Consider the following 23,404-nt stretch of genomic DNA (forward strand, 5'->3'; position numbering starts at 1 on the left):
TTCTCCCCCTGCAACTCACTCGGCGCTCGGCGCTCCCCGCTCCCCGCTATTCTCCCCCTGCAACTCACTCGGCGCTCGGCGCTCCCCGCTCCCCGCTATTCTCCACCGGCTCCAATACCCAGCGCTTATTGTACCAAAACCACTGCTCCGGCTGGGCCATGATGGCTTCAGACACAATATCCATAACCTTCTGGCTCATCTGCTGGATATCAGCATCCTTGTCCAAGGCGGGATCAGACCAGATGGGAGGATAGATATGCGCCACATGTTTTGCCCAGCCCACCCGCGTGACAATAACGGGAAAAATGGGCACATTGGCATGCCGCGCGAACATCGCCATCCCGCCTCCGATATTGGCTTCCTTTCCCAGAAACCTGACCTTCACCGCCTCGGTTCTCATTCGCACATCCGGCAGAATTGCCAGCATCTGCCCCGCCTTCAACCGCCTGATGATATCCTTCAGGGTTGAGGCACCTCTCATCAGGATAGGCATCCCGGATTTTTCGCGGGTGGTGTTCAAATAGTGATCAAATAATGGGTTCCGCTGCTTACCGGCCACAGAGAAAAAAGGCACACCTCGCAACGTCATGGCACGCCCGGGAAGTTCCCAAGCTCCCATGTGCGGCAAGGCGAAAACCCCACCGCATCCGGTTTTATGATGCGTCAGCATAAGGTCTATGGCCTGTTTATAATCCGAAATTTTGTCTAATTGTGACTGAGTCGTGAAAGGCGTGCGCATGATATCCACAGCCGTGAACATCACATTGCGCAGGGACAGCCAGGCAATCCGCTTCCTCTCACACGGGGTGAAGCGGTCACCCAATACTTCACGAATCCGCCGATCCGTCTCCGCCCGACGGAACCGCAACACATGAAATCCCAGCCAGGCCCACTTCCAGCCCACAAACAGTGCCAACCGGTAGGGCAGCACATTCACAAGACCAGCCATGGCCCTGATAAACCCGTATTCAATAAGATGTTTTAACTTATATTTCATTTTTACTGTTTATTGCCCGCTGCTCTCTGCCCACTGCCCACTGCCCGCTGCTCTCTGCCCACTGCCCGCTGCTCTCTGCCCACTGCTCTCTGCCCGCTGCTCTCTGCCCGCTGCTCTCTGCCCACTGTTTACTGCCCACTGTTTACTGCTTCCGTCCTGCGGTAAACTTCCGTGCAAATCTGAAAAACGGACTCGGCTGCATCTCGATCGCATGGACCGGACACATCTCGTGACAGCAACAACAGGCTATACATTTCTTGGAATTCAGCACCGGCTGATATCCGGGTGATATGGTCAAGGCTTCAGCCGGACAGGCTTTCACACATTTGCCGCAAAACATACAGTTTAGCAGAAACCTTGGCCGATGCCAAATATACGGCTCCACCAGACGGATGAGCCAGCGGGGCACATATTGAATTGGCACTGTGGCAGGCAGGCGATGCTCCCGTGGTGCCAAGGCACGGATTGCGATATCTCCGCCCACATCGATCTGACTCCAATCCTGAAAACCTAACCCAGCCTGACGCGCCAACTCCAGATGAATGACATTTCTGGGTTCAAGACCCAGCGTTCTGCAAAGCACCACATCTAGAGCAACAGCATCCGCCGAGGCGGCCAGAAATCCCAAATGGATCGGGATCCCAGCGGAAGGCCCGTTCCCCTCCATCCCCACCACCCCATCCGCTACCGCCAACACCGGCTTCACGTGGCGGAATATGGCGACCAGTAGCTTGGCGAAGTCCTGCGGGTAAGGATACATCTTGTGAAAGGACGTCTTCTGCAATCCCGGAACCGTGCCATACAGGTTTTTCATCGCACCGGTCAAACCCGTCAGAACGTGCGTCTTCACCTTGGGCACGGTAATGATGGCATCCGCCTCCAGCACCGGATTGGCAATAGTGAAGCGGATTCCGTTCTCCTCGAAACTTTTAGAGCCCGCCTTCTCCAGATTCACAAGCGGGGCATTCTCCTCGCGGCACACCGCCTCCATACCGGTCCGTTCCCAGACCCGCCGCAAATCAGCGATCATCGCAGGACTATCCGCGACCCAAGGTGTGGCACCGGCGGACTTCACCAGCCGGATCAAAGCCCGCACCACCTCGGGATGGGTGGTCACCGCATCCTCCGGGGTATGATCAGAGAGGAGATTAGGCTTGATCAGAACTGACTGTCCCGGTTTGACAAACTGCCCAATCCCTCCCAACCCGGCCATCAGGCGCGACAAGGCCTCTGAGACAGAGGCATAATCAGGGCAGTTGACCAAATTTACAGACGCTCGCATGGGGCAGGAAGGTACCGTGTTGGGGGGGGTAGGCTCAAGAGTAGAAAAAAGACCACAGACTTCAGACCACAGACCGTAGACCAGAAGACAGATCCAACTACAGGTAGGTTAGCCGACCTATGTACATAAGAATCAAGACCCTTGACTTCAATAAAACATAATGCCATACAGGTTTTGCATGAGCTATCCGGTTTTAATAATGGACGTTGCCAAGGCCGCGGGAGTCGCCAAATCGACTGTCTCCCTCGTCCTCAATGGCCATGGTAATTCACGCCGGATCAGCCCTACCACTCAGGAACGTATCCACGCCATTGTCCGCCAGATGGGGTATCAACCCGATCCAGCCGCCAGACATGTTGCCTTGGGAAACACTCCGTTCTATTACCCGGAATATCTGAAGGCGAGGGAGACGAGTCTTGAGTCGAAAGTCCAAAGTCCGGAGTCAATGCCCGAAGTCCCCTTGGATACCGGGCCGACGGAGCCTGCCACACCAAGCGAGACACTGGAACCAGTCGTCATTGAGGAGCCAATGCCGGAGTCGGTACCGGTTGCGGAGCCGATCGTCTTACCGGAACCGGTTGTCACGCCAACGCCAGCGACAGTCATCGAACCAAAGCCTGCGCCCCAGCCCGAACCCGTGACGGTGTCTGCTCCGGTCGCGGAAGAAACGCCGGGAGTGGTGATGGTGAGTCTCGAGTCGAAAGTCCAAAGTCCCGAGTCAATGCCGGAAGTCCCCTTGGAGGCCGGGCCGAAGGATCCTGGCACACCAAGCGAGACACTGGAACCAGTCGTCATTGAGGAGCCAATGCCGGAGCCAGTGCCGGCGGCAGAACCGGTCGTCATACCGGAACCGGTTGTCACGCCAACGCCAGTGATAATCATCGAGCCAAAGCCTGCGCCCCAGCCCGAACCCGTGACGGTGTCTGCTCCGGTCGTGGAGGAAACGCCGGGAGTGGTGATGGTGAGTCTCGAGTCGAAAGTCCAAAGTCCAGAGTCAATGCCGGAAGTCCCCTTGGATACCGGGCCGAAGGATCCTGGCACACCAAGCGAGACACTGGAACCAGTCGTCATTGAGGAGCAAACACCGGAGCAGGTGCCGGTCGTCGCGTCCCAGTAATATGCTCCATCATGTTCCTGCAACGGGTTTCTATCCACGCCCCCGCGCGGGGGGCGACACGGAGCCGGTGTCCGCGATCCCGTTCACCCTGGTGTTTCAATCCACGCCCCCGCGCGGGGGGCGACAGTCATTTGCGGTGGAGTGATTATGCCGGAAGAGTTTCAATCCACGCCCCCGCGCGGGGGGCGACACCCCCTTCGCCTTCCTGGGCGCCACCCATGGTGTTTCAATCCACGCCCCCGCGCGGGGGGCGACGGAAGGCCGAGCCAGGGAGCGCGGTTTCCACGGTGTTTCAATCCACGCCCCCGCGCGGGGGGCGACACACAGCAAACCCTTTGAGGTTGATTGATTTATGGTTTCAATCCACGCCCCCGCGCGGGGGGCGACGACCCATCCGAAGAAGTATTGACCGGTGCTGATGTTTCAATCCACGCCCCCGCGCGGGGGGCGACCAAGCAAACTCAGTGTGGTAGAAAGCGATGACGAGTTTCAATCCACGCCCCCGCGCGGGGGGCGACTAGACCGGGCACGAAGCACCCGGACACGATCATGTTTCAATCCACGCCCCCGCGCGGGGGGCGACCTATAATTGCACGAAAAAGTGCAACAGGACTGCCGGTTTCAATCCACGCCCCCGCGCGGGGGGCGACAGGCGTGATCGTTCGCAAACAGCGCCTTACCGGTGTTTCAATCCACGCCCCCGCGCGGGGGGCGACATCATAGCGCCGCCGATCGACTGGCCGTGGGGTTGTTTCAATCCACGCCCCCGCGCGGGGGGCGACGGCCACGCCACATGCCTGATCGGGCACACCATCCAGTTTCAATCCACGCCCCCGCGCGGGGGGCGACCCTCTTGGGCCTGAAAGGGTACTGGGAGGCCTGGTTTCAATCCACGCCCCCGCGCGGGGGGCGACGATAACGCCAGAGAAGGTAGGCGAACACTGCCATGTTTCAATCCACGCCCCCGCGCGGGGGGCGACTCGATACCTGCTCGGACTCCGCCTGGTCCGCCGTTTCAATCCACGCCCCCGCGCGGGGGGCGACTTTATGCCCGGCTTGATGTCCACGTCGAGCACAGTTTCAATCCACGCCCCCGCGCGGGGGGCGACGCCGGACATTCTGGGGATCGTCAGCCGTACAGGAGTTTCAATCCACGCCCCCGCGCGGGGGGCGACTGGCAAGTCGCCGGAACCGAACAGCGCGGCGGTGTTTCAATCCACGCCCCCGCGCGGGGGGCGACCCCTTTCGCCTGCCGATTTCGGGGCGGGGGTAGTAGTTTCAATCCACGCCCCCGCGCGGGGGGCGACGAAGGTGTTCTTTGCAACCTTCCTCGGTAAATGTTTCAATCCACGCCTACGCGCGGGGGGCGACGCAAGCGCGTTTGTCGACAATCCGCAATCAGTCAGGTTTCAATCCACGCCCCCGCGCGGGGGGCGACCTAACCTTTTGGCAGAGGGGGCATCTCCCTCTCGTTTCAATCCACGCCCCCGCGCGGGGGGCGACGTTTTCCTGGTCTGGCAACAATAACATTTTGCTGTTTCAATCCACGCCCCCGCGCGGGGGGCGACCTCCGGAGTGATCCTTTTCCAGAGCGGCCCACATGTTTCAATCCACGCCCCCGCGCGGGGGGCGACTCCACACCATCCACTTAAATCGCCAACACCACCAGTTTCAATCCACGCCCCCGCGCGGGGGGCGACCTTGACGACGGGGCAGAGGGCCATGGTCGCGGCGTTTCAATCCACGCCCCCGCGCGGGGGGCGACAAGGCGTGGATGGGCGGAAAGCCCGACCAAGTGTTTCAATCCACGCCCCCGCGCGGGGGGCGACGCCGATAAGCGGGTATTCCATAACGACCTGTTTGGTTTCAATCCACGCCCCCGCGCGGGGGGCGACGCGGATAGACGCCTTGCCTGATGATGGAGACTGTTTCAATCCACGCCCCCGCGCGGGGGGCGACGTTTGGCTGTACCGCGACCCCTGACCGGGCAGATGTTTCAATCCACGCCCCCGCGCGGGGGGCGACAAAGCGGTTGATGATGTGGCAGACCATTATGCGTTTCAATCCACGCCCCCGCGCGGGGGGCGACATGATTCCACGCGCTGGAGAGTAGTTGCGCTCTGTTTCAATCCACGCCCCCGCGCGGGGGGCGACACCGCTGGCTAGTGCCGCGTGATGCCACAAAAGGGTTTCAATCCACGCCCCCGCGCGGGGGGCGACCAGATGAACGAGACAGCAACCAACAAGGAGATGTTTCAATCCACGCCCCCGCGCGGGGGGCGACGTTTGTGAGTGATATTTCAGCATGATTTTTGATGTTTCAATCCACGCCCCCGCGCGGGGGGCGACGTGCCTCGCAATAAATGTGACCGTATCCGCCGTGTTTCAATCCACGCCCCCGCGCGGGGGGCGACTTCAGACGCCACGGATTACCCGAACCTCGCCTTGATGTTTCAATCCACGCCCCCGCGCGGGGGGCGACCCCAACCAGTCACGGGAACAAACAAGGCGGGATAGTTTCAATCCACGCCCCCGCGCGGGGGGCGACCGGCTCAAAAATTCAAAGCAGAGTACGATGTTTTGTTTCAATCCACGCCCCCGCGCGGGGGGCGACATTGGGTTGCGTATATCAGACGGAAAACAGCGTGTTTCAATCCACGCCCCCGCGCGGGGGGCGACGCAAAGCATTTCCGCCTGCTTAACTGAAGCAGTGTTTCAATCCACGCCCCCGCGCGGGGGGCGACAGACGCTTTTCGCTCTTTGGGAATATCCATCGAAGTTTCAATCCACGCCCCCGCGCGGGGGGCGACGTCGCTACTTCTGCAATATGGGGCGACCACAGCGGTTTCAATCCACGCCCCCGCGCGGGGGGCGACACAATCTGATACGGGGCGCGTGCAAATAGCGTGGTTTCAATCCACGCCCCCGCGCGGGGGGCGACGTTGTCGATTGGGATATCTCCAAGAGGGAGATTAGTTTCAATCCACGCCCCCGCGCGGGGGGCGACTTGCTGTCACCATCATGGCCGTGTTCATTGGCTGGTTTCAATCCACGCCCCCGCGCGGGGGGCGACCGAGCAAGACGGCGAAAGCCTCAATATTAGGTGCAGTTTCAATCCACGCCCCCGCGCGGGGGGCGACCATGATCACGGCATTCAGGTTCGGAAGAAAATAGTTTCAATCCACGCCCCCGCGCGGGGGGCGACATAGATATCGTCAACGATGTTGGCAGCCTGGCTGTTTCAATCCACGCCCCCGCGCGGGGGGCGACTTCGACTTCAAGACGTATATTTGTTACTGACTGGTTTCAATCCACGCCCCCGCGCGGGGGGCGACACCGCCACGTTGTTACAGCAGGCTCTCCGGCGAGTTTCAATCCACGCCCCCGCGCGGGGGGCGACCTTCCCTCTCAAAAAACTTGATGACGCTGGGCGCGTTTCAATCCACGCCCCCGCGCGGGGGGCGACCCGAAGGTGCCCGGGAGTGCTGGCTGCGTGATCCGTTTCAATCCACGCCCCCGCGCGGGGGGCGACAAAGACCGCCTATGCATGGCTATCACTGACCACGTTTCAATCCACGCCCCCGCGCGGGGGGCGACGTAATACTCAACAACCTCCTTCGCCTTTGCCTGTTTCAATCCACGCCCCCGCGCGGGGGGCGACATAACTCCGCCGACCATACTCTGTTCCATGTAAGTTTCAATCCACGCCCCCGCGCGGGGGGCGACCGGCCTCACTTCCCCGCATTCAGGGCACGTCTTTGTTTCAATCCACGCCCCCGCGCGGGGGGCGACTTCACGGGGAGATAACTTTGCGCCGGGGTGAGTGTGTTTCAATCCACGCCCCCGCGCGGGGGGCGACGGAACCGAACCGGATAAGGCGCGGGCTATTCTGGTTTCAATCCACGCCCCCGCGCGGGGGGCGACGCGCACTATGCACCGAGCCAGGAATACCCCATATGTTTCAATCCACGCCCCCGCGCGGGGGGCGACCTATTCCGGCGATACTCGACAACTGCCCGCTTGCGTTTCAATCCACGCCCCCGCGCGGGGGGCGACGCGGAAGGCATCCAGTTTTTGAAAACGTGGATCCTGTTTCAATCCACGCCCCCGCGCGGGGGGCGACCCCACCACATAGTCGGAGTCATATTCGTAATTGTTTCAATCCACGCCCCCGCGCGGGGGGCGACGGCGCAACTTGCGACCCAATACGCGGCCCGGTTGTTTCAATCCACGCCCCCGCGCGGGGGGCGACGCCGCCAAATGCCACCGTAACCACTGTCCCTTTTTGTTTCAATCCACGCCCCCGCGCGGGGGGCGACACGACTGCCGGCAAGTCGTTAATCATGTGGGTCGTTTCAATCCACGCCCCCGCGCGGGGGGCGACCAATCAGGCCGTTACCAACGCACTCGATAGCGGGGTTTCAATCCACGCCCCCGCGCGGGGGGCGACATCCTTACCGCGTCGACGGGCAATAGAACTCATGGTTTCAATCCACGCCCCCGCGCGGGGGGCGACGGCGGTATTTCCACTTACCCCCTCAGGCTACAATGTTTCAATCCACGCCCCCGCGCGGGGGGCGACTCAATACCGTTCTCATCCTTCAGAGTGACAGATGTTTCAATCCACGCCCCCGCGCGGGGGGCGACGCTTTAGTTATAACCTATTGCCGATAAACAGCCAAGAGCTACATTTCCGCGAACCGCATTGCGAATCGCATTATTGATTCAGTTTTCAAAGATCGGTCATTCGTAACTGACTGCGGTTCAGTCGATTAAGAACAGCGCGAATCGCCTTAGGGAATTTCTGCTGAATGCAGGTTCGCGGAAACGAGTTTACACCACCAGTGGCCCTTCCAAATCTACTGCCGGCTTTGCGCCGACATGTTCTACCCGGTGCTGCCAATTCGCCCCGAGGAAATAGTATCGCAGACTATCCTCATTCGGGTCAGCAGCGGTCTCAAGTCGATGCCGACACTCGGCCCATTGGGCGGGATCCACAATGCACTCAAACACCGAATTCTGAACCCGCTGGCCGTAATCCAGACACACTTTAGCCACCCGGTTCAAACGCCGCTTTCCTGCCGCCGTTGTTGTGCTTACGTCATAACTCACTAGAACCAGCATGGAGGCTCCTTATATGAAATCTGAAATTTCAGATCTGAGATCATTTCTACTTCCACACAAAAGGAGGATAGCCATCCAGATCTCCGCGCAGAAATCTCGCCATTAATAATGCCTGTAAATACATCAATAAACCAACCGGTGCGGTTTCCCCAATAAATGGGTGCTGGATTTCCTCCTGTTTCCGTTTTTGATATGCCACCAATAATTCCTTTCGGGTCTCATCCGTCATCTCTACAGCACCGGACTCAGTTTTCTTGAACCCTTTCCCTTGCACCTGCTTTAGATTTACGAGCGACAAAGCCAAACGGTCAGCTAGAAAAGGCCGGAACTCCTCCATAAGATCCAAGGCCAGACTTGGTCTACCCGGCCGGTCGGCATGAAGGAATCCCACCTGGGGATCCAGCCCCACAGAATGCAAGGCAGAGGCAGCATCGTGAGCTAAAAGCGTGTAGATAAACGATAGCAGGGCGTTCATATTATCGAGAGGGGGGCGTCGACTTCGACATTTAAAAAAGAAATCGTCTTTTTGAGCCGTGATCATGTGATCGAAGGCCTCAAAATAGGTATTGGCTGCATCCCCTTCCCGTCCGCGCAAAACGGCAAGGTCCGTCTCCGTCTTAATGGTATCCAAGAGCACCCCCAACCGTCTTGCCGAGCGCTCAATCTCCTCGATCCCTGACTTTCCCTCATGATCCCGTGCGGCCCTCATGAGAACAGACCGGCAATTGACGACTTTCGCCAACACGATTGATCGGGCTATCTCCACGCAGCGCTCCGGTAAATCGGCACGGCGGTATTGTTCCCGTCGGAGCAGCACATTCCCTGAAACCGGCCCCTCCACCCGTGCCAGAAAACGTCCCTGTGCTGACAGAAAACTGATCGCCACTCCACGCTCACTGCAAAGATGCATAAGTGAGGGACTACATGATACTTGCCCGAACCCGACGATACCTCCGAGTGTATGAATGGGAATGCGAAGTTTGGTTTCCTTTTCCACTCGCACCAGGATGGCCTCACCCTCATGGCAAAGGTAAGCCCCTTGAGTTGTCACAAAAAGAGTATTGAGCAGCTTTTTCATGATGGAATCGGAGCGCCACCGGCACGCTCCGCCTTTAACCGCGCAAGTAGAGCATCCTGATCACGTTTAAGCTTCTCTGTAAAAGTAGAGGCTCTTTGTTTTTGCTGGTAAGACTCCTTGGATTGTTCGGTAAGGTAACGAGGCCCCTTGATATCGCCTTCTTGAAGAGATGTTGCCCAGGCAGACAGTTGTCGGGAAATGGAGGTGGCAAGTGATATGAGATCTGATATCTGAGATTTGAGATGATTGAAATACGGCAAACGGTCGATGACGTGGCAAATTGAACGCACCTCACCGGCGGAGCCTTTAGCGTAATACAGAAACGTGATCAGTTCCGGCGTGGTGCCGCGCTCAAAACCCTCGGCGATATTATTGGGAACTGACAGAGCGGCGCGCTGGATCTGGTTTGCGATATCCCCTTTAAAGCGAAAATCCTTATCATCAGTCAACCTGAACACTTGCGCCGTCATTTCAATGCCAGCCTGCCAGACCGGCACATCTTCGAAGTTTTTGTATCGCATTTATTCACCTTTCATCTGAGATTTCAAATTTGAGATTTGAGAATGAGCACGCCAGCCAAATACCGAGCAACGGTTTGATTTGCAGCTAATTTCTTTGGCAGACACACATTTATAAGCGAGCAATGGTCGCATTTGGGGGCATATTGAGCAGGCGGGGTTTTGCCGGTTTCGATCAGAACATGTAGCCGCTGGGCTGTTTGGATAGTCAACGCCCGCAACGGTTCGTCGAAGTTTACATCTTGTCGTCGGTGGGTAGTCCCATAGAATAAGGCGCCTGCGGGAATGGTCACGTCCAGCATCTCTTCCAAGCACAAAGCTTGAGCGCAGAGTTGCACCTCATCAGAATGATCCGCTTTAGGCTTGCCCCGCTTATATTCCACAGGAAAGGGCTGAGGGGGCGATTTAAAATCTGAAATATGAGATACCAGATGAAATTCCACCACATCCGCCATTCCTACCAAGCCAAGCCGAAGGGAACGAAGACGAAGACCACGGGCAATACGGATGCCTGGCCGGCTTTCGGAAGTCTGTTCATGAACACGCTCGTGCATGTTCTTGCCTTCTACCGTCAACCGGTTCTCCTCCCAGACATGCTCAATATGGATCAAAGCACACTGCCGTTCACAGAACAGCAGGTGCTGGAGCGCGGAGATCGGAAGCAGTTCTTCTTCGGGATACATCAGGTCTTCAATCTTTTATCGGCCTCTTTTTTCCGCAGATAATTCTGACTAGAGACAATCGGCCGTTTCAGCCGCTTCTCCAACGCCTTGCGTGCATCGCCAGCGATGCGCCCACCAGCCTGGGCATCCGCTTTCAGTTTAGGAACTCCTCTCGAATCTTCCTGGCGATGGATTTCAGTCGTCGACCTTTCCCCCAACATGCTGAAAATCAACTCGAAATCATCCATATGATCACGCAGGTTTTCGCGTTTGAGCCCTTTGATTTTTTTGTACTCCAAGGGAGTCACGCCAAACGCGGCTTTGGATATTTCCGCCGTAAGAATTTCGTAATCCGTATCCTCAGCGGCACCCCGCTTCTGCCATTCGTCCGTCAGCTCCTCGCGGATTGCGATACCCCGCATCCGCTTTTCGATCCAATCGTCACTGTAGCCTTTGAGCTTATACAGTAAGCGGGTTCGCTTAGTGGCCAATTCAGGATTTTCGATCTCCTGGACACGCTCGAAACCGACCTTCGCAAGCCAGCGTTTGAACGGCTCAGCTTTGGGCGATGGGATGGACTGGATAATACGAAAAACACCCTCTGCATTGGCGCAGTCGGTCTCGTATCTTTTGCCATCCGCCGACTCAAGTTTCAGTTGTAGACAAATTGTCGACAACTGAACTCCTGCCTCATCCTTTTCCCGGATTTTCATTTTGGACCAGTAGTCACGGGGGTTCACACTATCCGTGAGGGCCGCCACCACATCCACGACCGAAAACCACCATTCATTGTCATGAATGATTCGCCGCACCTGCTTGCCCTTAAAGACAGCCAGCGGGGCAGCAGGGACGATCATTTCCTTCTTTGCCATACTTTTCTCCTCAAATAGACACCCTGTTACAGGCGGCAATTTTTAGGGCATTTCAATGACGGAGACACCGGCAGGCAATGCTGATTTATCGATCGCCAAGGCATAGTCCGAGAAACTACGGGCCGGTTTGTTCTCATCTTTACGCTTAAGAGTAACCCGCTCAAATAGTTTATGAGCCTGTGCATTACCGAGAGCGCTATCGTGTTTGAATATTACCAGCCTCTGGGTTGCCATTAGCCCACGTGCGGCCGACCGGTCATGTTCGAACATATTAACCAATGCATCCCATAACAGCTTGAGGTCTTCTTCTCCAAAACCGGTTTGGTTAGCCAAATGGGCGGAAATAAACCCGTGGGAAACATAAACGCCATAAGGCACAGTGTTTTTCCGGCCCATTGTACGGTTATCACCACTTTGCTTTTCAGCATCCGCCTCCGTTGTCACAGCCATACGGGTGATGCAGTGCTCTAATGTCACAACAGGATCAACCGAACGCCCAAAAGTAAATTGAACCGGTCCACGGACTTGACCTGCATTAGCACCTGTGGACATCACGGCACCAAATGCGCGAATATCGAAGTAATCCGAACACATTTGTGTCCGCACCTTATCCACTTCCTGACCTTGCCCAACACCTTTTTCTTTTCGCGTTTCTCCGTCTTTCTTATTGGCTGGCGTTTTCTCCAAATCAATTTCTAAAGTTTCGTATGCACCATTGATGAGCCTGTTCAGCACAGCTTTTTCCTTAACAAAGATATCATAGCCTTTTGATAAATTTCGTGTCATTTGCACAAAGTTCCTGATCTTTCTCTTGAGGCAAACATCCGTGACGAGACCTTGTCCGGATTCGGCGTCAATACGCGGCAGATTGCCCGCATCAGGGTCACCATTGGGGTTTCCATCCTGCACATCAAAGATCAATACAAAGTCATAACGATTCTTTACTAGGGTACTCATGTTTTCTCCTTATTTGGTTGGTCTTGTTTTTCTTTCTTAGTGTAGAAATCCTGCATCTGGTGATAGTAGCCGATTGCAAATCTTCCCTGATCATCCAACTTGAGATGCGGGGGAAAATCAGCAATTCCGGACATAATCTCACCTATCAGTCGCTCGCAATTGATCCGTTCGCCAACATTTTCAATGCCTGCAAGATGATGTTTACTTAATCGAATTAATGTTCCAAAAACAGATGCTGGCGTTCCCGACGCCGCACCATAGAATTTATCCCGAATTGTGGAATTTGGTTCTTTCCCACCGTTCTGAGTGAACTTCCTAATTTGAATTTTCTCAAGCGCGGCAAACAGTCGCCCGAGCCGATAGCCGATATTCATATTAACTGTATCGAGACTCACTTTCAGTTCCTCCTTTGTTTGTTGGTTTTCAGATCTAAATTTGCGATTTAGACAAGCTTTTATGAGCGAGGCACGCTCGTAAGTCACATTGGGCAATAATTTACCGGTTATTTTGTCTTTTTTCCCTTGCTCGACGCGAATACGCCTAATAGCCGCCTGCAACAGCGTTTGCGGATACGGTAGTCCTTCGAGAATAGCCCGTATCGTATCACCTGCAAGGTTAGGCGGAATATTTTCCGCTTTCCCTTGGGTAGCCGTGGAAACCAGCAAACGAAAAAGCGCAACGGCATCCTTGTCCTTTGGTCCATGCGCAATCCGAATATCATCGAAATGATGCCTGACCTTAGCTGCAATTTCAGCCACTGTTCCTCGCAACCAGAAGCGAACGGCAATGCGGGCCGCGTTTGGTGACAGACCCAATACATAAAACGTTATTCGGTTATCATCCGTGACATAAGCACCATTATGTGCAGATTTGTAGAGATTTTTGACAGCATTCACTAAACGATCTGGATCATCTTTGGGCGGCTCCCCAAAGAAATCAGCTACCAGCATTTCAAAGTTATCGTCTTTTGCGCTCCAAAAGATAGTCGTGGCATCGCCGATCTGGATACGCTGACGCGAATCACTTCTCAGTAGGTGATTGAGTACCGTTGTGTAGGCGAAAGATGCTGACTTCCCTATGGGAGAGTTTCGCCCTTGCTCTTTCGAGAATGACGAAAATGCAGGCACTGCCCCTGCGTTCACGCCGTTTGAAACTTTGTTATTTACTGACACTAGGCTGGCACCCATTGGATTCGCGCCGCGAACACCACGAATCGGAGGTTCCAGAACTACAATTTCATCTTCCTCCCCAGTAACCAAACAACGCCCTCGAACACCCTTAGGTGTTCGCGACACATCAATCAAATTGCGCAATTCAGCATCGTCAGTGACAGGCCCACGCCCCTCTATCGCCAAAAGAAGAGACTGATTCAGATCAAGAACATCCTGCCACCTCGCCACACGCTGGATCGCTTCAACATCTATTCGTTCAAGAAAAGAACGAACAGACCTTAGGGTTCCGCAATCGCCTACAATTGCTTCTACACGGTGCCGGAACATAGAATGCTGTTCCCGAACACGTTCAGGGTCAGGCTTTCTCTCACCTGTTGCTACTGGAATCCCAAACAGGTACTCGATGTTTTCCCAAAAGAAATTGGCCTTGATTCCATTGCCCTTCTTTTCGCCTAGAGAAGGAACAAGAAACTCTTTTGCACGCAGTCGCTTTCCGTCAGACTCCCTCGTGTCTTGAAAGCAAACAAAATCACCATTTTCTTTGATCACTACCAAGAATGGGATGGCTTTCCGCTCCCAACCTTCCCGGGGTAGATCCGGCTTCCGATCGTAATATTCCTTCAACGCTTGCAGGATCATTTGCGCACCTCCTCGCTGTCGAAAGCCGGAACCATAATGACGCCTTCTTTCATTTCGACCCGGAAAAACATCGGCTTAATGTCCTTCGGATCAGAAAAATCAAGATCATAAAGCATCCAGCCCAAATCACGAGTTTCTGGGACTGGAAGAGGAGTTTCCATTTCATTGATCGAATCAACCAAAGTGAACGCACAGGAGAATTCGCGGCAGCCGAGATAGGGTTGGTTGAAACACTGCCCTTTTTTGGCTCTTCGCTCAAACATGGCGGCGTACTTTGCCTCGGTTTCGTCTGTGCGCACATCCGGCTTCTTAAACTCTAGTACCTCCTCGGGATCTACCAACCATTCCGGCACTGGATTCATACCCCTTCCCCTATTATCCGGCGAAATAAATTTAAATTCAGCGTGAAGCCGGTACTTTACGTCACGCAGAATGAGCCCGGCACGTTGTTGGCGGGTTTTCCCATCATCAATGAAGATACCCTTTGAACCTGGCGACGCCACCTTCCCGACTTCATTCCTTCGGACTGACGCCCATCGAATAGGCGATAGCACTTCTATTTTTTTTATTTGCCACCGGATAGTCGGCTTCCACAAAATAGCGTCAAAGATTGCACGGGCCGCCGATGGAGTGATGACATCATAACTGACGCGCTCAACCTTCATCTCAGGCCTTGTGAAACAGGCGAATTCACCACTGACTTCCAGACAAAAACCTTTCATGGCTCACCTTTCATTATATTTCCGCTCAAACGATCAAATCCTCTGGCGCACGACCTGCACCAAAAATATCCAGGCCAATTACCCCGTCATATTTTCCTGTCCAACACCAGAAATCTTTGCCAATTTCCTCCAGCAAACCGTCAGCCTTGGCCTGATTGAATGTCCGCATAGACAGGTTGACTGCGTAACGCTGCAACCGGCGCATGTTCTCACGAGTCGGCCCGACAATACGAAGTTGATCAAGCCATTTGGCGCTAGCTCCATAGCGGACAAAAACGGGTTGCTGAGCCTGATCATCGATAAACTGGAAATTTTCTGCAGCTGTTCTGAATTGGAAATGGAGATGCGGATTCACATCTTTTATCAGCCAGTCAGCGAACCGGCTTCCCGTATCATTGACTCGGGAATAAAATAGCGCAAAATATTGTGCAAAGACTTCAACCCTATGTGGATCAAACCCCTGCATTGAACACAATTCCCTGGTCGTATCTTCGCCTTTACGAAGTAGACCCGATGGTGATGACTTTGGTGGCACAAATACATGAACCTCCCCTTTTGCCCGCCGCCCTTCGCGATTACACCGACCTGCCGCCTGGGCAATTGAATCAAGCCCGGCAAGAGCGCGGTATACCACAGGAAAATCAATATCAACCCCAGCCTCAACCAGTTGAGTACTGATAACACGTGTAGGCAATCCATCATTCAGTCTTTGTTTGATATCAGCAATAACCGAGGAACGATGCTCGCCACACATCAGTGCGGAAAGATGGATTGTTCCCTCCGGCATAAACCTGAAAAGATCATAACAATCCCGACGTGTATTCACGATACAAAGGACCTGTTCGTATTGCTGGAGGCGTTTCGCCAATTCCCCCCATTCAGTCTTTACCTTGAGATCTGGAAGTTTGAATTCCGTCCGCTTCAACCGATTATACAAATCCAAGGTGGCGGGTATAATTTCCCGGGGTGGATCGATTTCAGGAAGAGCTGGCTGGGTGGCTGTCGAAAGCACCATGGTAACCCCATAGTTCCGGACAAGTTGATTCATCACATCTACACAAGGAGCCAAAAGCGTCGGCGGTAAAAGCTGAGCCTCATCGAGAATTACCACGCTATCGACAATGTTGTGAAGCTTGCGACACCGCCCCGCCTTGGCCGCATAAAGTGACTCAAAAAACTGCACGTTGGTTGTTACAATGATTGGCGCATCCCAGTTTTCGGCAGCTAATCTCCCCCGCTGTGTCTCTCGCTCTGGATCCAAGTTACTGTGATGCTCAACCACATTTTCCGCCCCAAAGATATCGGCTAAAGTCTGAGCGGTTTGCTCAATAATACTTGTGTAGGGAATAACATAGATGATTCTTCGTTTCGCGAGCCTCACCGCGTGATCCAAAGCAAACGCCATTCCTGACAGGGTTTTTCCGCCACCAGTTGGAACAGTGAGTGAGAAAAGCCCAAAGTCTTGTTTGGCAGCGTCACGGCATGCGGCAAGAATTTCCTGGCGTATCTCGTTTACAGGCGTCTTTTTTGCATTCTTAGTTTTCTCACTCATGAAGGCATCAAACAAGGGCTTAAGTTCAACCAGCGCCTTGAAACCCCTCCGGATTTGAGGTTGCGCAGGCTGCATAAATGCTTCGGTATCTAAAAAGTCAGCATCCACAAGGCAGGAGAAAAGCATTCTAACCCAAAGATGGAAATCTGACGGCTTAACAAATTTCGGAGGCCGAGGCGTTGCGCGAAAGTTTTTTCGAATGGCCGTCGTATATTCTTTGATCCTAGCTAAATTTTCACGGCCCTCATCCATCCGTATCGAAAGCGCAGCATTTCCGGTTTCATTGGCATCCCAATCAGGTAACCCTGCGTGATGGCCAGCAGCGATATAGGCAAGAATACGACCAACACATGCGCCCATACTATCCTCTGCCAAGGCTGCACCAGCAGAAGAATGATTAATTCGACCAGAATCATAATTTGCATCATCAAGCCCATTTTCACGCAAGAGATACCCTTGAAATATCGAATCGGCTTTTCCAAGATCATGTATCCAACCTGCATTCCACACCCAATTAGCAGACTCGAAAACCCCTGCGAACTCCGCCGCCATTTTCGCCACACCCTGCAAATGTTCATCCAGACCCTGCCACTCTTCCACTGGCCGATCTTCTTTGCTATGTGCGTAATATTTCATTCTTTCCCCAATTCTATCTCATATCTGAACATCTCATATCTCATATCGCCGCAGGCGTTCCCCAATCTCCCTCGCCTCTTCCGCCGTCTCGGGATTCCTTGACGCAATCAACAGCAGATCGCCCAGCCTGCCATTGGGCGATAATACCCGCCGGGTCGCGTCGGGCTCGCCATACGCTGTTTGCTGATAGTGCGCTGCGATCTTTGTGCGCAATGCGTCTGCCCCGGCTTTGTCGATCAGGTTTAACTCGCCTAATCTCATCAGGAAGGCCTGCGCCGATACCCCGAACCGATGCTTGAGCCGCAATAACAACTCATAGTTCCATTCATCCGGCTTGACCCCAAGTTGCATGACACTGGCCCGAACCGACGATGCCGGCATCAGGAATAATGCCGCAAACTGGCGCGCCACATGCAGATCGTCCAAAGCCCCGGCCTCGTTGGCCGGCAACTGTCCATAGACCCGCCGCGTGAACATGTAAATGGAGCCTAACCGCTTGATAAGCTCAAATAACTGCCGCTCCACGTTCAATCCATTCCGCACAATTAAAAACGCGTTGGCATTCCGAGCATCGTAATAGGCTACACTTTGAATTTTATCCGGCAGCGGACAGAACACCACGCGCAATCCGGCATTCTCAAGCAACTCCAGATAGTCGAATATCACCGCCTGTCCAATCCCCAGCACCTGCCGAACCTGCTGCGCCCACATCTCTACACCTTCAACCGTGCGCGAAAAGGGAACGTAGAGCGGAATGTGCGCCCGCTTCTGCGCCCCACATAAATCTTCAAGTGCCAGGAATGCTTGCATAACTTGATCCACCATCACCCGGCCTGCTTTGTCCAACGGCGTATCGTCAGGTAATGACGCCATAACCGCCATGGGCCATTGCGTTCCCTGCTGCGGAACGTTGTACTCAGCCGATTCGGCTACATAAAGCGGCATCCCTGATGTGCCACCGCCCGCCCCGCGCTGCTGGCCCACGCCCAGTAACGAATCCACACTCGTTTCTAAAACTTCAGCTAAGCGAAATAACACCCGCCCAGAGGGGATATGATGGCCATTTTCCAGGGCATTCATGGGCCCTGTCCGAATTCCAATACGACGTGCCAGTTCTGCCTGTGTAAGATGATTAACTCGGCGTAATGCCTTGATCCGCAACCCTATATCCACTCCCAGCGGATCATTTGGATGGTCAGACTTGTCTGATTCATTGTTCATGTACTAATTACTACAGATTAAGGCTGTATCATGTCAACATGATATTTATGAAAACAAAAATGAGGCCATCCAAATGTTTTAAACTGCGGCCTCACCCCTGTAGGTACGCATCAATTTCGCTGAAACGCGTGATGTCTTGATTTGGGACACCGGTAGCCGTGAATGCTTCCTTCCAGCCCGCCACGGCTTCAAATACCTGTGCGACCACTAATTCTGGATTTCGAATTCCCCACCGCGTCCCCAGTTGCTCAAGTTTTTTCCGTCCGGGATAAAAGGCATCGAGGTCGAAAAACAAAATATGCTCTCTTCTCCTCCCCACGTCGGGGATCAGATCGAATGCCGGTGAGAGCCGCCACCCCTGTTCGCGGTCATGAACCATCCAAAAATTCTTCAAGTGGTCATCCGTGTTGCCCACGACAGCGTTAAAAACCATCTGACGGTAAAGCCGTTCAGCATCAACCAAGGGGTCATTGCTGTATTTTCGCACGATGGCCAGTAACTCCTGGTACCGCAGCTGATAGAACCCATGGGCTTTCAGCAAAGTCTGAAAGCTGATCATATGTCGGCGTCCGGCAGGGATGATATCGAATCTTTGAACCAGCAGTATCGATTTGCCTGAGCATTGGACAAGCTTGGTACAGGGAACGGGAAGACCAGCCCTGGCCGCCAGATTCATGATGGCGGCCTCGATTTTCACCACATCGACCTGATCGATAACACTCGGGAATTTGGCCAGATAGTGACTGTTGCTTTCCTCATCTACCACCACGGCTTTGGGGCGCGCCCCACCGGGCGAACTGCCAGCGCTCAGAAGAAGCGAGAGACCTGAATCCAGACTCTCGCCACGCTCGAACTTCTCAGCCGCCTCGACAAGGTCAGAGAGGTAGAGCGTTGAGATTTCAGCCGCGGCAGGGGGCGGCTTTTCATGATCCGTGAAAGACAAGGCCCCTAGTCCTGTGTTCCCCAGGGCAAGAAGTAGATTCGGCAAATTTTGTGCATGCCGAGGGATCTGATGTTTACGGACTAGAAGATTGCGCCCCCAGTCATCGGGAAGACTGTCTTCAAAAACACCGAAAATGCCAGGGAGTTCAATCGAAAATGAATCAGACTTCAGGGGAAGAGAGACCGGATCCAACGCAAAGGCGTCATCCCTCTCCAGATAAGCATGCTCATACCGAAATGCACTTCTTGCCCGTCCACTTTCAACAATTTCGCAGACCATCTCACCAACGGGCCGATGATCTCCGTTTGATCGATCCCAAACCCTGATCCGGTAGATCACCTTGTCCTCCTCGATGCCCGTCTGGGTAGCGGAGTCTTCATCTGATCATATTTGGCGAATAGGTCTTCTGGCGCGGCAAGAATAGCCTCTATATCTCCAGCACGGTCGAGAACCTCCAAGGCCGTCACCCAGTGTCCGACCAAAACGGAGGGATCTCCGGATTCCATTTTCCGGAGGGTTGGCACACTTATCCCGATCCTGGCCGCAAATATGGCCTGGGTATCGTTCCGCCGCAAGCGCGCATCCCGCAACCTGAGACCAAGACTATGCAATTTTATGTTACTTTGGACCACAGCATCACCACATAATTGAAATTATGCTTTCCATAATTGCGCAAATATCTAATTAAAGCAAATTATAATTTCCTTTATATGTCAACCAATAAGCCAAAAAAAGGCGTCCGGTTTTACCCGGACGCCTTGGATCAACAGAGACCGCTTACTTCACCAGCTTGCGAATTTCGTCGAGCTGCCCGGCGCTGCCGAGTTTTTCGTTCTTCGCCGCGATGAACTTCGCGTATTCCTTCATGAAGACCTTGCCCGGAGGACGAAGGTCGAAGTTCTTGGGATCGTTCTTGAAGGATTCACGGTGCACGCGGCACCAGACCAGACGGCCATCCGTATCAATATTGATCTTGGTCACACCCAACTGGGCGGCGCGCTTGAACTCGTCCGCGTTGACACCCTTGGCGCCACTGATCTGGCCACCGGCGGCGTTGATGCGGGCAACTTCGTCCTGCGGCACCGAGCTGGAGCCGTGCATGACGAGAGGGAAATTCGGAAGGCGCTTCTGGATCTCCGACAACACGTCGAAGTGCAGGCCCTGCGAGCCGCTGAACTTGAACGCGCCGTGGCTGGTGCCAATGGCACAGGCCAGACTATCGCAACCGCTCTTCTTGACAAACTCTTCCGCCTGAGAGGGATTCGTCAGCTTGGCATCGGCCTCGGCCACAGAGACGTGCTCTTCCACACCGCCGAGTTTGCCAAGTTCGGCTTCGACGACAATGCCCTTGGCATGCGCCGCATCGGCCACGCGCTTGGTGATTTCGATGTTCTTTTCAAATGACTCCGCGCTGGCGTCGATCATGACCGAGCTGTAGAACCCGCTCTTGATGCAGTCCATGCAGGTGGCTTCGTCACCGTGATCCAGATGCACGGCAAAAATCGCATCCGGGAAGATCTCGTCCGCCGCGCGGATCATGGCTTCCAACATGGCTTTGTTGGTGTAATCGCGGGCACCCTTGGACAACTGGATGATGAAGGGAGCCTTGCTGTCAATACAGCCATTGAACAAGCCCATCGTCTGCTCCAAATTGTTGATATTGTATGCACCAATGGCATAGTTGCCATAGGCATGCTTGAATAACTGTTTTGTCGATACAATCATGGTTTTCTCCTTAAATGAAGCCTTACGGCTTGTTGAAAGGGGATATACTTTACGGAGGAACCGCCTCACGTCAATAAGAATTACGGGTCATACTTTTCTGGTTTTCCAGCGGCCGGTCATAAACCAGAAAGTCACCATCAGCCCGTTGACCAGAATGGCGATGCCGACTGACCACCAGATGCCATCTGTCGAAGGCGTCATATGGCGTGCCAGGAAAATGGCTAAAGGAATCTGCACGCCCCATAACCCCACAATCGTTGCAACCATCGGTGCCACCGTATCTCCCGCTCCTTGTAGCGCACGGCCCAACACAATGGAGAGCGCCGCCAACACATGGAAGAACGACGTAATCCGGAGATAACTGGCCCCGGCCAGCACGACCTCCGGGGAAGGATCGAATAACCGGACAAGCGGCGTGGCAAAGATCGTCAAGCCGAGTGCCAGCACAAACATAATAATGGCATCCAGCCCGGTGGCCAGCCACGCCACGCGCTGAGCGCGGTCCGGACGGCCCGCCCCCAGATTTTGCCCCACGATCGCACCGGCCGCATTTCCCAAAACAAAAGCGGGCATCAGGGCCATCATATGAAAGCGGACCCCAATCCCATAAGCCGCCACGGCATTCGTCCCATACTTCGCCACAATCCACATCAACGCCACACTCATCAGGCTCCGGGACAACATCTGCCCTGAGCTGGGAATACCCACTTTCATGATGCGCCAGATCGGATCGAGTCGAAGACGCCAGGCCGCTAACCCCACCTTCACCCCGCTTTTACCGCGAACCAGTGCCCGCAAAACTACAACCACGGCCACACTTTGAGCCAACACCATGGCCAGTGCCGCCCCCTCAACCCCCATACGCGGCATTCCCAGCAAACCAAAAATGAAAATAGGATCAAGAACCAGATTAAGCACTGTTGCCAACACCATGGCATACATCGGTATGACGGTATTCCCCGAGGCCTGCAGAATGCTGTTGCCAATGAAGAGAATAAAAACGGTAAAGCAACCCAGAAATGAAATTCCCAAATACTGGGTCCCCAGCCGGGCCACCTCACCAGTAGCGCCCTGCCACCGGCAGAGATCCCCCGCCCAATACCAACCCGCCACTCCGGCAATCACCCCGCAGATCAAGGCCGCAAGAAGAGACTGCCCGCCCACTTCAGCGGCCTCGGCCGGATTCCCCGCGCCCACACTCCGCGCAACAATCGCGATCGTGCCAGTCGACAACCCCATGACCACGGGAAAAAGCATCATCAGCAGGGTACCACTCATCGCCAGCGCCGCGACAGAATCAGATCCAAGCCGACCCACCCAGAAAAGGCCGATTACACTCTGGAGATTTTGAAGTGTCGTGCTGACGAACATCGGCCAGGCCAGCCCTATCAGGCCTTGCCACACCGAGCCCGTCGTCAAGGATTGAGCGTTTGAACGGAGCTCATTCATGATCCGACGGGTTGTTGCCAACACCTTGCCGCGCCTTCCAGAGCGTTTGACGCGCGATTCCCATCAGGATGTTCACATCATCCGTGGTCAGTGGCGAACGGGAAAAAATCCGGCGCACCCCCAGCATCATGTGTGCGGATTTTTGTTCATTCATGAATCCCACTTCCATCAGCATGTCGTGCCACATCCTGAACATATGTTCACGGGTCGAAGTGGAACATTCTTCGGATTTTTCAACAGGGGGCTCAAACGTGCCGGAAGCAACATACAATTCATAACAGCAGATCAAGACCGCCTGCGAGAGGTTGAGTGAAGGATATTCAGGCGATGTGGGAATCTGAATGAGGTTGGTGCAAATGGCCAGTTCCTCATTGGTCAATCCCCAGTTCTCGCGCCCGAAAACCAGGGCAACCTTTTTTACAGAAGCAGAGGCCAGAATATCGGGAGCCCATTCCCGCGGCGTTTTGACATGTTGCCGGTAGAGTCCGGGCCGGACCGTTGTCCCCATCACCAGGCCACAGTCGCCCACGGCCTCCTCCAAGGTCGCAACCTCACGCCGCTGCTCCAGAATGCCACCCGCCGCCACGGCCATCATCCTGGCCTCGTTGTAATCAAGGGTGGCCGCAGGTGAAACCAACGTCAATTCCGAAAGCCCTGTATTCGCCATGGCCCGGCAAACCGATCCCACATTCCCGCCATACAAGGGGCCCACTAACACAATTTTGATGTTTGCCATGT

At 54.6% G+C, this 23,404-nt stretch carries 18 protein-coding genes and 1 CRISPR repeat array; of the genes, 1 reads left to right on the top strand and 17 read right to left on the bottom strand.

The window, feature by feature from the left end; translation table 11 throughout:
• Positions 1 to 64: 64 nt before the first annotated feature.
• A complete protein-coding gene (locus tag WCI03_10245) occupies positions 65 to 997 on the bottom strand; it encodes a hypothetical protein (protein ID MEI8140234.1) in 933 nt (310 codons plus the stop codon).
• A 142-nt stretch (positions 998 to 1,139) separates the two neighbouring features.
• Positions 1,140 to 2,279 (bottom strand): DUF362 domain-containing protein, encoded by a 1,140-nt coding sequence (locus WCI03_10250; GenBank protein ID MEI8140235.1) that lies wholly within the window; start codon positions 2,277 to 2,279, stop codon positions 1,140 to 1,142.
• Positions 2,280 to 2,457: 178 nt separating this feature from the next.
• Here WCI03_10250 and WCI03_10255 point away from each other — a divergent pair, with 178 nt between their 5' ends.
• The gene (locus tag WCI03_10255) at positions 2,458 to 3,396 is read left to right on the top strand and encodes a LacI family DNA-binding transcriptional regulator (protein ID MEI8140236.1); all 939 of its coding nucleotides are present in this window, start codon (positions 2,458 to 2,460) and stop codon (positions 3,394 to 3,396) included.
• A gap of 26 nt (positions 3,397 to 3,422) precedes the next feature.
• Positions 3,423 to 8,043: direct repeats of the CRISPR family, unit length 32 nt; unit sequence GTTTCAATCCACGCCCCCGCGCGGGGGGCGAC.
• Positions 8,044 to 8,229: 186 nt separating this feature from the next.
• Here the strand turns inward: WCI03_10255 and cas2 are convergent.
• The 15 genes from cas2 to WCI03_10330 form a co-directional block, all read right to left on the bottom strand.
• Positions 8,230 to 8,520, bottom strand: a complete 291-nt coding sequence (cas2, locus tag WCI03_10260) for a CRISPR-associated endonuclease Cas2 (protein ID MEI8140237.1) — start codon at positions 8,518 to 8,520, stop codon at positions 8,230 to 8,232.
• A 46-nt stretch (positions 8,521 to 8,566) separates the two neighbouring features.
• A complete protein-coding gene (cas1c, locus tag WCI03_10265; GenBank protein MEI8140238.1) occupies positions 8,567 to 9,598 on the bottom strand; it encodes a type I-C CRISPR-associated endonuclease Cas1c in 1,032 nt (343 codons plus the stop codon).
• Complete coding sequence (locus WCI03_10270; GenBank protein ID MEI8140239.1) at positions 9,595 to 10,119, bottom strand: four helix bundle protein; 525 nt, start codon at positions 10,117 to 10,119, stop codon at positions 9,595 to 9,597. The genes cas1c and WCI03_10270 overlap by 4 nt, the downstream gene beginning before the upstream one ends.
• Positions 10,120 to 10,142: 23 nt before the next feature.
• Complete coding sequence (cas4, locus tag WCI03_10275) at positions 10,143 to 10,799, bottom strand: CRISPR-associated protein Cas4 (protein ID MEI8140240.1); 657 nt, start codon at positions 10,797 to 10,799, stop codon at positions 10,143 to 10,145.
• Complete coding sequence (locus WCI03_10280; protein ID MEI8140241.1) at positions 10,799 to 11,650, bottom strand: Bro-N domain-containing protein; 852 nt, start codon at positions 11,648 to 11,650, stop codon at positions 10,799 to 10,801. The genes cas4 and WCI03_10280 overlap by 1 nt, the downstream gene beginning before the upstream one ends.
• A 42-nt stretch (positions 11,651 to 11,692) precedes the next feature.
• Positions 11,693 to 12,607 carry a type I-C CRISPR-associated protein Cas7/Csd2 gene (gene cas7c / locus WCI03_10285; GenBank protein ID MEI8140242.1) on the bottom strand — a complete coding sequence of 305 codons (915 nt, stop codon included), beginning with the start codon at positions 12,605 to 12,607 and terminating at the stop codon, positions 11,693 to 11,695.
• Entirely contained in the window at positions 12,604 to 14,418 is a 1,815-nt protein-coding gene (gene cas8c / locus WCI03_10290) for a type I-C CRISPR-associated protein Cas8c/Csd1 (GenBank protein MEI8140243.1), read from the bottom strand. The genes cas7c and cas8c overlap by 4 nt, the downstream gene beginning before the upstream one ends.
• A complete protein-coding gene (cas5c, locus tag WCI03_10295; GenBank protein MEI8140244.1) occupies positions 14,415 to 15,140 on the bottom strand; it encodes a type I-C CRISPR-associated protein Cas5c in 726 nt (241 codons plus the stop codon). Before cas5c ends, cas8c begins: the two co-directional genes overlap by 4 nt.
• Positions 15,141 to 15,165: 25 nt before the next feature.
• Positions 15,166 to 17,328 carry a CRISPR-associated endonuclease Cas3'' gene (locus WCI03_10300; protein ID MEI8140245.1) on the bottom strand — a complete coding sequence of 721 codons (2,163 nt, stop codon included), beginning with the start codon at positions 17,326 to 17,328 and terminating at the stop codon, positions 15,166 to 15,168.
• Between the two features lie 33 nt (positions 17,329 to 17,361).
• Positions 17,362 to 18,549: an XRE family transcriptional regulator gene (locus WCI03_10305; protein ID MEI8140246.1), complete on the bottom strand. Its 1,188-nt coding sequence runs from the start codon at positions 18,547 to 18,549 to the stop codon at positions 17,362 to 17,364.
• A 91-nt stretch (positions 18,550 to 18,640) separates the two neighbouring features.
• Entirely contained in the window at positions 18,641 to 19,831 is a 1,191-nt protein-coding gene (locus WCI03_10310; protein ID MEI8140247.1) for a type II toxin-antitoxin system HipA family toxin, read from the bottom strand.
• Positions 19,828 to 20,124, bottom strand: a complete 297-nt coding sequence (locus WCI03_10315; protein ID MEI8140248.1) for a helix-turn-helix domain-containing protein — start codon at positions 20,122 to 20,124, stop codon at positions 19,828 to 19,830. The genes WCI03_10310 and WCI03_10315 overlap by 4 nt, the downstream gene beginning before the upstream one ends.
• 145 nt (positions 20,125 to 20,269) lie before the next feature.
• Positions 20,270 to 21,217 carry a ketose-bisphosphate aldolase gene (locus WCI03_10320; protein MEI8140249.1) on the bottom strand — a complete coding sequence of 316 codons (948 nt, stop codon included), beginning with the start codon at positions 21,215 to 21,217 and terminating at the stop codon, positions 20,270 to 20,272.
• Positions 21,218 to 21,304: 87 nt separating this feature from the next.
• The gene (locus WCI03_10325; GenBank protein MEI8140250.1) at positions 21,305 to 22,666 is read right to left on the bottom strand and encodes an MATE family efflux transporter; all 1,362 of its coding nucleotides are present in this window, start codon (positions 22,664 to 22,666) and stop codon (positions 21,305 to 21,307) included.
• Complete coding sequence (locus WCI03_10330; GenBank protein ID MEI8140251.1) at positions 22,659 to 23,402, bottom strand: RNA methyltransferase; 744 nt, start codon at positions 23,400 to 23,402, stop codon at positions 22,659 to 22,661. The genes WCI03_10325 and WCI03_10330 overlap by 8 nt, the downstream gene beginning before the upstream one ends.
• Positions 23,403 to 23,404: the final 2 nt, after the last annotated feature.

It is taken from the genome of bacterium, from assembly GCA_037143175.1.
Taxonomy (GTDB): Bacteria; Verrucomicrobiota; Kiritimatiellia; order CAIKKV01; family CAITUY01; genus JAABPW01.